The 13238-nt window shown below is 64.6% G+C and carries 12 protein-coding genes; 10 read left to right on the forward strand and 2 right to left on the reverse strand.

The annotated features are described in order from the left end of the window. Positions 1-38 precede the first annotated feature (38 nt). The 7 genes from bioD to cyoE all read left to right on the forward strand — a co-directional run bounded on the left by bioD (position 39) and on the right by cyoE (position 7391). Complete coding sequence (gene bioD / locus D3260_RS04270) at positions 39-698, forward strand: dethiobiotin synthase (protein ID WP_233543955.1); 660 nt, start codon at positions 39-41, stop codon at positions 696-698. A 632-nt stretch (positions 699-1330) separates the two neighbouring features. After that, complete coding sequence (gene coxB, locus D3260_RS04275; RefSeq protein ID WP_199671353.1) at positions 1331-2488, forward strand: cytochrome c oxidase subunit II; 1158 nt, start codon at positions 1331-1333, stop codon at positions 2486-2488. Positions 2489-2496: 8 nt separating this feature from the next. Next, the gene (locus tag D3260_RS04280) at positions 2497-4110 is read left to right on the forward strand and encodes a cbb3-type cytochrome c oxidase subunit I (protein ID WP_120097486.1); all 1614 of its coding nucleotides are present in this window, start codon (positions 2497-2499) and stop codon (positions 4108-4110) included. A gap of 12 nt (positions 4111-4122) precedes the next feature. Then, the gene (locus D3260_RS04285; RefSeq protein WP_120097338.1) at positions 4123-4875 is read left to right on the forward strand and encodes an SURF1 family protein; all 753 of its coding nucleotides are present in this window, start codon (positions 4123-4125) and stop codon (positions 4873-4875) included. Continuing rightward, positions 4872-5453 (forward strand): hypothetical protein, encoded by a 582-nt coding sequence (locus tag D3260_RS04290; protein ID WP_120097339.1) that lies wholly within the window; start codon positions 4872-4874, stop codon positions 5451-5453. The genes D3260_RS04285 and D3260_RS04290 overlap by 4 nt, the downstream gene beginning before the upstream one ends. Positions 5454-5467: 14 nt before the next feature. Next, complete coding sequence (locus D3260_RS04295) at positions 5468-6472, forward strand: heme A synthase (protein WP_120097340.1); 1005 nt, start codon at positions 5468-5470, stop codon at positions 6470-6472. Then, positions 6465-7391, forward strand: a complete 927-nt coding sequence (gene cyoE / locus D3260_RS04300; RefSeq protein ID WP_120097341.1) for a heme o synthase — start codon at positions 6465-6467, stop codon at positions 7389-7391. The genes D3260_RS04295 and cyoE overlap by 8 nt, the downstream gene beginning before the upstream one ends. Before the next feature lie 66 nt (positions 7392-7457). On the opposite strand, the gene D3260_RS04305 is transcribed toward cyoE, so the two are convergent. Both D3260_RS04305 and D3260_RS04310 read right to left on the reverse strand, forming a co-directional pair. Beyond that, positions 7458-7793 (reverse strand): YqcC family protein, encoded by a 336-nt coding sequence (locus D3260_RS04305; protein ID WP_120097342.1) that lies wholly within the window; start codon positions 7791-7793, stop codon positions 7458-7460. Positions 7794-7875: 82 nt separating this feature from the next. Next, a complete protein-coding gene (locus D3260_RS04310; protein ID WP_120097343.1) occupies positions 7876-8484 on the reverse strand; it encodes a hypothetical protein in 609 nt (202 codons plus the stop codon). Positions 8485-8716: 232 nt separating this feature from the next. Here D3260_RS04310 and D3260_RS04315 point away from each other — a divergent pair, with 232 nt between their 5' ends. The 3 genes from D3260_RS04315 to D3260_RS04325 all read left to right on the forward strand — a co-directional run bounded on the left by D3260_RS04315 (position 8717) and on the right by D3260_RS04325 (position 13116). Then, positions 8717-10561: an assimilatory sulfite reductase (NADPH) flavoprotein subunit gene (locus tag D3260_RS04315; protein WP_120097344.1), complete on the forward strand. Its 1845-nt coding sequence runs from the start codon at positions 8717-8719 to the stop codon at positions 10559-10561. 205 nt (positions 10562-10766) lie between these two features. Then, positions 10767-12530: an NADPH-dependent assimilatory sulfite reductase hemoprotein subunit gene (locus D3260_RS04320; protein WP_120097345.1), complete on the forward strand. Its 1764-nt coding sequence runs from the start codon at positions 10767-10769 to the stop codon at positions 12528-12530. Next, positions 12499-13116 (forward strand): DUF2059 domain-containing protein, encoded by a 618-nt coding sequence (locus tag D3260_RS04325; protein ID WP_120097346.1) that lies wholly within the window; start codon positions 12499-12501, stop codon positions 13114-13116. The genes D3260_RS04320 and D3260_RS04325 overlap by 32 nt, the downstream gene beginning before the upstream one ends. Positions 13117-13238 lie beyond the last annotated feature (122 nt).

The raw sequence follows: 13238 nt of genomic DNA on the forward strand, positions 1-13238 counted from the left end.
CCCCGCGGCTGCGGCACAGATGACAAGACAGGTTATTGATGGCTCGAACACTGTTCGTTACCGGGACCGATACGGAAATCGGCAAGACCCGGACCGCCTGTGCCTTGTTGCGCGGTCTGGTGGCAGCCGGCGAATGCGCGGTGGGTTACAAGCCGGTGGCCAGTGGCGCGGCGACAACGCCTGCGGGCCTGCGCAACGACGATGCCGAGGCACTGATGGCCGCGGGCACGCCCGGTTTTGCCTACGAAGAGATCAACCCGCTGACCTTCGCGCCGGCCATCGCGCCGCATATCGCGGCTGCCGAGGCCGGCGTGCCGATTCGGCGCGAGAGGCTCGACGACGGGCATACGCGGCTGGCCGCGCGCGCGGATTGGGTGATCGTCGAGGGGGCCGGGGGCTGGCATGTGCCGCTGGCCGAGGGGCTGGATTTTGCCGGCTGGGTCAGCGCGCATCGCTGGCCCAGCCTGTTGATCGTGGGCATGCGTCTGGGGTGTGTGAATCACGCCCTTCTCTCGGCGCGGGCGATACAGGCCGATACCCGCCTGATCGGCTGGGTCGCCAATTGCCTGCCGCCGGCGCAGCCCCGGCTCGCCGACAATCTCGCCACGCTCGATGCGCGTATGCCGAGCGCGCGTCTGGCCACGGTCGACGCCGATCCGTCGGCCGATTTCCGCCTGGACCCGCGCGGCTGGTTCTAGGGCCTGTTGATGTTTCGTGCGCGTCCGCGCCAAGTGCGCCCTGAAATTGACGATGGGCGGTAAGACGCATAGCACGCATAGCGTGTCATTCTGCGCCAGCGTGCTTGAACTCTGTATTGCCGTCGTGTTCTTGATTTTGGGGCGCTTGTCCCGAAGGGTTGGGCCACCCATGAAAAATCGACGATGGGCGCCCGGCGGCGTTGCGAGCCTGGATCGTGGCACGCCACGATCGGCAACTCGCGCCTTGCCAGACACACTGCGGTCTCTCGACGAAAAGGCGCTCGAACGAAACCTCAACAGGCCCCAGGGCGCGTCGTCACGAAATAGACCGTTGCACCAGCGACCAAGCGGCGACAAGACAAGGCCTTGCGAGGGCGGCGCGGTATGCGCTGTGTGAACGCGTGATAGCGCCGGAAAGCGGTCGCTTGGCTGCCAGCCCTGTGGGTTATCCCTGCCGGTGTGGCATGCCGGCGCAGCTTGTCCGCTGGCGGCGCGAACGATTTACCCGGCGCGGATCGAGCCCCGAGGGCGCCGCGGATGGTGGGCATCAGGCACAATGACGCGCGATTCCTTTCAGCTGCCCGCGCAATCGGCGACAGCGCATGACACATCTTTCACGGCATTGGCGCGTTGTGAGCGCGGTCGCGTCGGTCATCGCGATGCTCGGCGTATTCCGGCCGGCGCGCGCGGCCTGGCAGATGAATCTGGGCCGCGGCGTGACGGATCTGACGCATCAGCTCTGGACGCTACACATGGTCATGCTTGCCGTGTGCGTGTTCATCTTCCTTGGGGTGTGCGTGGTGATGGCGATCTCGATCGGGCGTCATCGACGCGCGCGCGGCGTCACACCAGCCACCTTCGATGAGTCCATCGGTCTGGAGATCGCCTGGACGATCATTCCGTTCGCGATTCTCGCCGCGCTGGCCATCCCGGGCGCGAGTACGCTGGTCGCACTCGCCGATACGTCCGATGCCGATGTCACGATCGATGTCACCGGGCATCAGTGGCTCTGGGAATATCGGTATCCGAACACCGGCGTGCATTTCTACAGTCGCCTGGCCGCCGACAGCCGCCGCGCCGAGCTCGGTGTCGATGGCACCCGACCGGCTGACGTGTCGCATTATCTGCGGGATGTCGATCATCCGTTGGTGGTGCCGGTCAATGCCAAGGTCGTGTTGAACATCACTTCGAGCGACGTCATCCATTCCTGGTGGGTGCCGGCCCTCGGCGGCAAGACCGACGCAATTCCGGGGCGCACCAATCACAAGTGGTTCACCGCTGATGCGATCGGCACGTACCGCGGACAGTGTGCCGAGCTTTGCGGACGTGGGCATGCCTTCATGCCGATCGTGGTCAAGGTGGTCTCGAAAGCCGATTACATCGCCTGGATCAAGGCCCGGGGCGGACAGGCACCGGCGGCCGGTGCATTGCCCGATGCGCGGGCCGACGGCCCGGACTATGCCGCACTCGCTCGACAGGAGCGGCTGACTCGGAGCCAGGCGATGACGCTCGGCCGGCATGTCTATCAGGCCGAATGCGCGGCCTGTCATCGCAACAGCGGGGCCGGCATGCCGGGCGCCGGCTATCCGGCGTTGACCGCCAGTCCGGTGGCCACCGGGCCGATCGCCCGGCACATCGATCAGGTCATCCATGGCAAGAAGGCGATGCCGGCCTTCGGCGGCCAGCTCAGCGATGCCGAGATCGCAGCCGTGGTCACCTATGAACGCAATGCACTTGGCAACGCGGTGGGCGACATGGCCGCGCCGGACGAGGTCGGTGCACGCCGATGAGCCAGAAGATGAGCCAGATATCGCAACCCGGCCATCGACCCGTATCGCGGCCGCACGGCGTGGCACCGTCGCGGTTGGCGCGCTGGTTCTGGCTGGCCAATCACAAGGATGCCGGGGCCGCCTATCTCGTGCTGGCCGCGATCATGTTCCTGGTCGGCAGCGGGCTATCGCTGGTCATCCGCAGCGAACTGTTCGCCCCGGGGATCCAATTCGTGGATCCGGCAGTCTATAACCAGGTCGTGACGCTGCACGGCCTGATCATGATCTTTGGCGGCATCATGCCGGCGTTCACCGGTTTTGCCGTGATGATGCTGCCGGCCATGATCGGGGCGCCGGGCATGGCCTGGGCTCGCCTGAGCGGCCCGGTGTTCTGGTTGCTGCCGCTGGCCGTCGTGTTGTTGCTCAGCACTCCCTGGATCGGCGGCGGCGCGCCGCAGACCGGCTGGACCATGTATCCGCCGTTGATCATGCAGACCGGTGCGTCGCTGCCGGTGTTCATCGTGGCCGTGTGTGTGACCGCACTGAGCGGTTTCATCTCCTCGGCCAATGTGTTCGTGACCCTGATCCGGCGTCGGGCGCCCGGCATGGCGCTGCTGCGCATGCCGCTTTTCGGCTGGACCTGGCTGGTGACCGCGTTTCTGGTCATGGCCGTGATGCCGGTGCTGGCGGCCACGATGCTGATGCTGGGGGCCGATCGTTATCTGGCCACGGATTTCTTCGGTGGCCCGGATGGCAGCGCCTTGCTGTATCAGCATCTGTTCTGGACCTTCGGACATCCCGAGGTCTACATCATGGTCCTGCCGGCTTTCGGTCTGGTCTCGACGATCATTCCGAGCTTCGCGCGCAAGCGCCTGTTCGGCTACAACTCCATGGTCTATGCCACCGTCTCGATCGGTTTTTTGAGCTTCATGGTGTGGGCCCACCATATGTTCACGACCGGCCTGCCGTTACCCGCCGAGCTGTTCTTCATGTTCTCGACGATGATCATCTCGGTGCCGACCGGGGTGAAGGTCTTCAACTGGGTGGCGACCATGTGGGGCGGGGCGATGACCTTCGAGGCGCCGATGCTGTTCTCCACCGCCTTCGTGGTGATGTTCATGGTCGGCGGATTCTCGGGCCTGATGTCATCGCTGTCGCCGGTGGACTTCCAGTATCACGACACTTATTTCGTGGTCGCGCATTTCCATTACGTGCTGGTGCCGGGGTCGATCTTCGCGATGACCGCAGCGCTTTATTACTGGATGCCGAAGTGGACCGGCGTGATGTATTCGGAAGGACTGGCCCGGCTGCATTTCTGGTGGTCGGTCGTCTGGATCAATGTGCTCTTCTTTCCGATGCACTTCGTCGGGCTGGCGGGCATGCCTCGCCGGATCGCCGACTACAACACGCAGTTCACCGATTTTAATCAGGTGATCTCGCTCGGCGCGGCGATGTTCTTTCTCGGGCAGTTCCTGTTCGTGTACAACATGGGGCGTTGTCTGGCGCGTCGCGGGCCCGCGGCGCTCGCCAGGCCATGGGACGGGGCCCGCGGGCTTGAATGGACGCTTGCCTCGCCCTGGCCGCACGAAAGTTTCACCCAGGGCGCGCGCGTGGATGCGCGCGAGCTCGCCAAGCCGGATTGATCGGGGACCGCCATGCGTCTGGGCCGCTATCGATTCTCGCCCCCGTGGTGGGGCATTGCCATCACGGCCCTGGGTGTCGTGATTCTCTGTCTGCTGGGCAACTGGCAGATTGATCGCGCCCATCAGAAGGAGCGTCTGCAGGCGGCACAGTCCCGGGCGCGGGCGGCTGGCCCGCAGCCGATGGACCTGACCCGTGTTTCGGCCCGGGACAGTCAGTCGCCGGCGCTCAAATACGGGTACCGCTACATTGCACACGGTCGCTACGATCCGCACCACCAGGTTCTTTTGGCCGATCAGGTGGACGGCACCCGCAACGGATATCGGGTATGGACGCCGCTCGTGCTCGATTCCGGCGTGCGGGTGATGGTCGATCGTGGCTGGATCGCCAAATCCCCGGATCCGAAAGCCGAGCCGCCGAATCCCGGCGCGCCGCAAGGTCTGCAGACCGTCCACGGTTTCTGGCGAACCTTCCCGCGGCCGGGGTTACGGTTCGGTAACAACGCCATCTGTGACAAGAGCGGCTGGCCCCGTGTCCTGAGTTATCCGAGCACGGCGACCGTGCGGTGTCAGTACGGCGCGCCGATCGCCGACGGGCTGTTGCTGCTCTCGCCCGAGGCACCGGGCGGTTTCAAACGCGACTGGGATGTCGATAACGTCGGTCTGAGCCCGTTCGCGCACTATGCCTATGCCTCACAGTGGTTTCTGATGGCGCTGGTGGCGATCGGCCTGTTCGTCTGGACCAACCTGCGCCGGGTCCGTCGGTGACCGATCGACGGGCGCGTTGGACGCTCGCGGCGCTGGTCGCGGTATTCGCGGCCCCGGTGGTGGCGGCCTGGGGCCTGTATCACGGGCTGGGCTGGCGAGGCGATGGCACGGCCGCGGCCGGTCGACTGGTCATACCGGCCGTGCGCCTGCCGGAGACGCCGGTCACGGGCCGCGACGGCGCCACGCACCAAGACGTCGGTGCGCTCTGGCGCCGGCATTGGACGATGCTGCAGGTCGCGCCCGACGGGTGCCGCGACGCCTGTCAGGCCAGTCTGCGCCAGAGTCGCCAGGTCCGCGCAGTGCTGCATACGGATGCAGCGAGGGTGCAGCGCATGCTGATTCTGGGCGATAATACGTCGCCGATCGCGCGGGCAGCGATGCAACCGGACCTCGCGATCTATCGTACGAAAGTCGTAGACTGGCGACCCACGCTCGCGGCCCACGCGGCCGATGCGCCCGGCACGATCCTGTTGATCGATCCGGCAGGGCGCTGGATGGCGAGCTATCCGCCGCCGGCCGACGCCGATGCGTTGCATCACGATATCAATCGGCTGCTGGCTCAGGCCGGCCGCCCCTGACAGGCCAACGTTCCATGTCGACCCGTTTCGCGCTCAATCTGCTGGCTGTCGTGCTCACGCTGGCCGTCATCATGCTCGGGGCCTATACGCGGCTGTCCGATGCCGGTCTGGGCTGTCCGGACTGGCCCGGCTGCTACGGCCATCTCGACGTGCCGACCTCGACCGCGGATGTCTCGGCCGCGGATGCCAACTACGGCCGGCCGGTCGAGGCCGCGAAGGCATGGAAGGAGATGATCCATCGCTACTTCGCCGGCACGCTCGGTCTCGTGATTCTGGCGCTGGCGCTGTTGACGTTCCGGCGCACCGACAACCCCAGCCAGCAACGCGTGCTGCCGTGGGTGGTACTGGGCGTGGTCGTATTCCAGGCGCTGCTCGGTATGTGGACAGTGACGCTGCTGCTCAAGCCGCTCGTGGTGACTGCGCACCTGCTCGGTGGCATGACCATATTCGCGTTGCTCGGCTGGTGTCTGTTGCGTCAGGGCGCGCTCTTTCGTGGCTGGGCAGTTGCCGGACGTGCCGGCCTGCGACTGCTGGCCGGCGCAGCATTCGTGCTGCTCGTCTGTCAGATATTTCTCGGTGCCTGGACCTCGACCAACTATGCCGCGCTGGCGTGTCCGGATTTCCCGACATGCCAGAACCACTGGTGGCCGCAGACCGATTTCGCCACGGCCTTCACGCTGTGGCACGGTCTGGGCATCAATTACGAATACGGCATCCTGTCGAGCGTGCCGCGCCAGACGATCCACTGGATGCACCGGATTGGCGCCTGTGTCGTGGCCCTGACGATGATCGCCCTGGCGATACGGCTTTTTCTCGCCGCGCGTCTCGACAGTCGCTGGGCCGGGCTGGCCGGTGCGTTGATCGGCGCCGTCGCGCTGCAGATCGCGCTCGGTGTATCTACGGTCCTGTTCCATTTGCCGCTACCGGTTGCGGTGGCCCACAACGGAGGCGCTGCCTTGTTGCTGTTAACCTTGGTCGCGATCAATCACGCCGCCTGGAGTGCCGCTCGCCATGGATAGTTCCTCATCCGGGGTCGCGGAGCGCACCACGCTGTCGCAGCGCCTCAACGATTATTACGAGCTGTGCAAGCCGCGGGTGGTCTTGCTCATCGTGTTCACGGCCATGGTCGGCATGTTCCTGGCCACGCCGACGATGGTGCCAATTGGCGCGCTGGTCTTCGGCACGCTGGGCATCGGCCTGATGTCGGCCTCGGCGGCGGCCGTCAACCAGATGATCGACGTGCAGGCCGATTCAAGAATGCGTCGCACGCGCAAACGGCCGTTGGTCACCGGGCATCTGGATACGCGTCAGTCGGCGATCTTCGCGTTCGCGATCGGCGTGCTGGGCATGGCGATCCTGTTGATCTTCGTGAATGCGTTGACCGCCTGGCTGACGCTGTTCGCTCTGGTCGGTTATGCCGGGATCTACACGATGTATCTCAAGCGGGCGACGCCGCAGAACATCGTCATCGGCGGGGCCGCCGGTGCCGCGCCGCCGATCCTGGGCTGGGCCGCGGTCACCAACAGTGTCTCGCTCGATTCGATCATCCTGTTTCTGATCATCTTCATCTGGACGCCGCCGCATTTCTGGGCACTGGCCATCGATCGTGCGAAGGAATACGCCGAGGTCGATATCCCGATGCTGCCGGTCACGCACGGCATCGAACACACGCGGACCCAGGTGCTGGTCTATACGGTCATCATGTTCGCGGTCTCGCTGGCGCCGTATTTCTCGGGGCTGTCCGGGCCGTTGTATCTGGTCTCGGCGATCCTGCTGTCCGGCTGGTTCCTGGTCTATGCCGTGCGTCTGAAATGGTGGCCGCAGCCCGGGCTGGGCATGAAGACGTTCGGCTACTCCATCGTCTACCTGATGGCACTGTTCACCGCCTTGCTCGTCGATCACTACGTACCGCTGATCCAGGCCGGCCTGGGCAGTTGATCGCCGTCGCGGCGGCCCGCAGCCGGGCCGAGCTGTCGGCCTGCTGTCAGGCGTTTGCCGGCGGGGTCAGGCGCGTTCGCTGATCAACCGGTCGAACGCGGCCAGTTCGGTGACGACACGGCCTGCGTGAACGTTTGCGGTGTCCAACCTGGCCTCGGCCATCACGGCAATGCTGCTGGCTTCGGGCAGGGGGCCGCCGGCCTCGATGAGGCTGCGCATGCGGGGAATGAAGACGAACTGCAGCCATTGCGAAAAATCCAGCGTGTCGGCGCAGAACGGGGTCCGGCTGGCCATGGCGGCCGGCGTGGGCACGTGGTCATGCCACAGGCCGGCCTCGCGCATGGCGGTTTCGACGGCGAGTACGCAATCGGCGGCACGGTGCAGTGGGGCGGAGTCGTTCATGGCAACAGGATGGACCGGAATCAGGCGCGCAGCCTGCCGGAGTCGGCGCGTTCGGAAAAGCGTGGAGTAGCCGCGCCGAGTCTCAGAACGGCCACCACCAGTGGCCCTGGCGTTCGAGCTCGCCGCGACAGCTGGATAATTGGGCGCCGTAGCGACTCGAGCGCGAGGCAACCCGGCTCGCGCTGCGACGCAGCCAGGATTTCTGACGATACAGGCCCTGTCGATACCCGCCCGGGCCCAGGTAATAGGCCAGATACTGGCTGTAGGCATCGGCTTTCGAAATACCCAGGATGCGGTGACTCTGATCGACATACCAGCCGACGAAATCCACCGCGCTGTCGAAGCTGTCGCGCCGCGCGAACGGGTGACCGGCCTGATCCTTGTAATGCGACCACGTCGAATCCAAAGCCTGGGTGTAGCCGTAGGCTGAGCTGATGCGTGTCCAGGGAATGATCCAGAACAGCCGGTTGCGCGGCGGTGCGGCATCGGCCTGGAACTGGGACTCCTGATAGATGATCGACATCTGGACCGGAATCGGGGCGCCCCAGCGTTTCTGGGCGTCTTCGGCGGCGTCGTACCAGCCGTGTTTCTCACGGAAGATACTGCACAGATTGGACGGATTGCTCGGCGGTGCCGTGATGCACCCGGCCAGCATCGGGGCGACGATCAGAATCAGCAGGATAGCGCGCATGGCGCGAAGCGTAGCAGAGCCGGAAGGGCTTGCGCTGTCACGGCGCCGTGCATCGCTCGGCTCACGCGGTACAATCGGCGCCCCGCGACCGGCGTCGCCTCGTTCGGCTAGTCGTTTTGGATATATAAAAAGACAAAAATATCGGTTTTAATTCATATGCGCGCACGCTAGCCTTGCCCGTCGCTCGGGCCGTTGCGCGTCGGCCCGCTGGCTTGTTTCCCGGACTTCTGTCATGAGTACTGTCTATCTCGACGAACATTCGAGCCCGCTGGACGCCCAGCAGGCCGCCCAGCTGTCGACGCTCATTCAGAGTCTGTCGCCCATGCAGGCGACCTGGGTCAGTGGTTACCTGGCGGGGCTGAATGCGCAGGCCCAGACCGGGGCCGTGGCCCAGCCGACCGCCGCGGCCGCTCCGGCGGCCGAGGCCGGCACCGCCGAGCCCATCACGGTTCTCTACGGCTCGCAGACCGGCAACGCCGAGGACGTGGCCGAGCAGCTGGTCGCGCGTGCCAGCGCGGCCGGTCTACAGGCCACGGCCGTGGACATGCTCGACTACAAGCCGCGCGACCTCAAGAAAGAGAAGAACATCGTCATCTGTGTCTCGACGCACGGCGAGGGTGATCCGCCGGACAACGCCGAGGAGTTGCACGAGTTTGTCTTCGGCAAGAAGGCACCGAAGCTCGAAGGCGTGAATTTCTCCGTGCTCGCGTTCGGTGACACCAGTTACGAGCATTTCTGCCAGACCGGCCGCGACTTCGACGCACAGCTGGAAAAGCTCGGCGCGACGCGCCTGGTTGATCGCAAGGATCTGGACGTCGACTTCGACGATGATGTCGAAGCCTGGCTCGACGATGTCGTGACCAAATTCCAGGACGCGACCGGTGGCGGACAGGCCCATACCAACGTCACGGCCATGCCCGGCACGGCCGGTCAGCCGGAGGCCGAGGCGACCACGAGCGCCTATAGCCGCAAGAACCCGTTCCCGGCCGAAGTGCTGACCAATGTCGTGCTCAACGGCCGGGGCTCGGACAAAGAAGTCCACCACATCGAACTCGACACCGAGGATTCGGGGCTGCAGTGGGAGCCGGGCGACAGCCTGGGCATCATTCCGGCCAATGAGCCCGGTGTGGTCGCCGAGCTGATCGCCGCACTCGGCGTATCCGCCGATGAACAGGTCACCGGCATCGATGGCGAGGTCGCGCTCGAACACGCGCTGACGCACCAGTACGAGATCACGACGCTCACGCGTCCCTTCATCGAGAAATATGCCGAGCACGCCGCCGATGACGGCCTGAACGCACTGCTGGGTGACGATGCACGTGAGCAGTTGGCCGAATACATGGATGGCCGGTTCATCATCGACCTGGTCGAGGATTATCCGATCGACGGCATGACCGGCGGCGATTTCGTTCGCCTGTTGCGCAAGCTGCCGCCGCGTCTGTATTCGATCGCCTCCAGTCATGCCGCCAACCCGGACGAGATCCATCTGACCGTGGCCGCAGTGCGTTACAAGACGCACGGCCGGGATCGCCACGGGGTGGCCTCGATCCAGCTGGCCGATCGCAGTGAAGATGCCAACCTGCCGATCTACATCGACCACAACAAGAACTTCAAGCTGCCGAGCGACGATGCCGCGCCGATCATCATGGTCGGTCCCGGTACGGGCATTGCGCCGTTCCGCGCATTTCTCGAGGAGCGCGAGGAGCGCGATGCGACCGGCAAGAACTGGTTGTTCTTCGGTGCCCAGCATTTCCGCAGCGACTTCTATTATCAGACCGACTGGCTGCGCTGGCGTGAAGACGGTCTGCTGACGCGCATGGACGTGGCGTTCTCACGTGACCAGGCCGACAAGATCTATGTCCAGCACAAGATCCGCGAGGCAGGGGCTGAGCTGTACCGGTGGCTCGAGGACGGCGCGACGGTCTATGTCTGCGGCGATGCCAATGCCATGGCGGCCGATGTCCATGATGCGCTGCTCGAGATCATCGGCGAGCACGGTGGGCTGGCCGCCGAGGATGCCGCGGCCTATCTGAAGAACATGCAGAAGGAAAAACGCTACCAGCGCGACGTCTACTGAGCGCGTCCAGACTGCGCCGACGTGCGTAGTCAGGTGCAGGCAGAACAACGCTTTGCACCACACGCTGCACGCCCACTCGAGGTGATGATCGCCTCGAGCATCGGGCGGGGCCCATCGGTCACGACGCCACCACACGCGTCGTTGCCGGATTTTCGCAAGCAAACGGGGCGCACGCGCGCTCCGGTCGTCATCATCAGGTGATCCCATGAGCACCACGGACAAGAATCTTTCGCCGGTCGAACACATCAAGATCGCCAGCAACTATCTGCGCGGCACGATCGCCGATGGGCTGGCCGACGAGTTGACGGCCTCGATCGCCGAGGACGATACCCAGCTGACCAAGTTCTACGGGTTCTATCAGCAGGACGACCGCGACCTGCGTGCCGAGCGCAAGACCTCGAAGCTGGAGCCGCACTATCAGTTCATGCTCCGCCTGCGGCTGCCGGCCGGGGTGGTGACCGGCGAGCAGTATCTAGAGATCGACCGTCTGGCCGACGAATACGCCAACGGTACGCTGCGCCTGACCACGCGCCAGACCTTTCAATATCACCACGTGGCCAAGAAACATCTGCGTCCGCTGTTGCAGGACGCCTATGCCATCGGTATCGATGCCCGTGGTGCCTGTGGCGACGTCAATCGCAACGTCATGGCATCGGCGTTTCCGGAAAAGTCGGCGGTGCATGCCGCACTCCACGACTGGTCGACGAAGCTCTCCGAGCATCTGGCCTGGAAATCGCGTGCCTATGAGGAGATCTTTCTCCAGCAGCAGGCCACCGGGGAGGCGGATCACGAGCCGATCTACGGCACGACCTACCTGCCACGCAAGTTCAAGATCGCGATCGCCGTGCCGCCGGAAAACGATGTCGATCTGTTCGCCAACGACATCGGTCTGATCGGCATCGTCGACAACGACGAGCTGGTCGGCTTCAACGTGGCGATCGGCGGCGGCATGGGCACTACTCACGGGGAGCCGGCGACCTATCCGCGGCTTGGCAGCGTCATCGGCTTCGCGCCGCTGGACAAGGTGCTCGAAACGGTCGAGACGCTGGTCACGATCCAGCGCGATTACGGCGATCGCGAAAACCGCAAGCATGCCCGCTTCAAGTACACGATCGACGATCACGGCATCGGCTTCATCCACGAACAGCTGGCCGAACGCGCGAACCTGCATCTCGACCCGGCGCGCGATTATCACTTCGAACGCAACGGCGACCCGATCGGCTGGTTCGTCGACGACGACGGCAAGCATCACGTCACGTTGTTCATCGAGAACGGGCGCATCGCGGATTTCGATGACAACGGGCGTGCGCATCACGGCCAGTACATGGGGCCGGCCAACTACAAACTGCGCACTGGTCTGCGCGAGATCGCCAAGATCCACAAGGGCACGATCCGGCTCACCGGCAATCACAATGTCGTGGTCTCCGGTATCGAGCCGGCCGATGTCGATGCAATCGCCGAGATCGTGTCGCATTACGGCATCGACGACGGCTCGACCGAGCGCAACAGCGCGCTGCGGCATGCCTCGATGTCCTGCGTGGCCTTTCCGACCTGCGGTCTGGCGATGGCCGAATCCGAGCGCTATCTGCCGGACCTGGTCGGCAAGATCGAAACCCTGATGCAGGAGGCCGGTCTCGGTGACGAACGTATCGTGGTCCGCATGACGGGCTGCCCCAACGGTTGCGCGCGGCCGTTTCTGGGCGAGATCGCCTTCGTCGGCAAGGCGCCCGGCAAGTACAACATGTATCTCGGCGCGGCGTTCGACGGTTCACGTCTGAATAAGCTTTATCGCGAGACGATTGGCGAAGACGAGATCCTGGCCGAACTGGCTCCGATGATCGAACGCTGGGCAGCCGAGCGGGAACCCAACGAGCACTTCGGCGATTTCGTGGTCCGTGTGGGTATCATCGCGGCAACGCGCGAAGGCAGGGATTTTCATGACGACGTCGGCCCGGCAGAAGCGGCTTGATCGGCTGATCGCAGCCACCGCGCTTTCGATCCTGTGTAGTGTTGCCCCCGGATGGGCGGCGGCATCCGGCGAGGGCAGCGATCCGTCGTCGCCGGCAGCGACGAGCCCGCAGGCCGGCGATCAGCCGGCCGACGTCCAGGCCAGCAAGGACGCGCTGGTGCATACCTTGGTGCGGCTGACCGATCGCGCCCAGCTGCAGAATGTCTTCACCGACCAGTTCATCGATCGGGTCACGAGTGCCATGTCGCTTTTCGGCGGGTCGCTCGACGAGGCCACGCTGCAAGCGATCCAGCAGCAGACCCGGGCCGTGGTATCGGAGCGCATCGCCGACGGCGATGCGCTGTACACCGTTCTCGCGCCGATCTACGAAAAGCACTTCAATCTGATCGAGCTCAACCAGCTCGTGAATTTCTATCAGTCGCCGCTGGGGCAGAAACTGGTGCGTATATCGCCGCAGCTGTTGACCGAATCGCTTGATCTCGGCCAGCAGTGGGGGCTGTCGCTGGTGCCCGAGATCGTCTCTCGCGTGCGGGCGCAGCGTCGCGGCGAGCCGATGCCGCAGCGCGAGCCCGAAGAGGCGTACTGAATATCAACGCCCATCGCGACATGGCGGGCAGACATTCGCCAAGCCTGGCCAGGGCCAGGCGCGAGAGCGATAGCGGATGAGACCAGCGCTCAACGGGCCACGCCGCGCGGTGAATCTCGGCA

It is taken from the genome of Salinisphaera sp. Q1T1-3 (assembly GCF_003602005.1).
In the GTDB taxonomy this organism is placed as follows: Bacteria; Pseudomonadota; Gammaproteobacteria; order Nevskiales; family Salinisphaeraceae; genus Salinisphaera.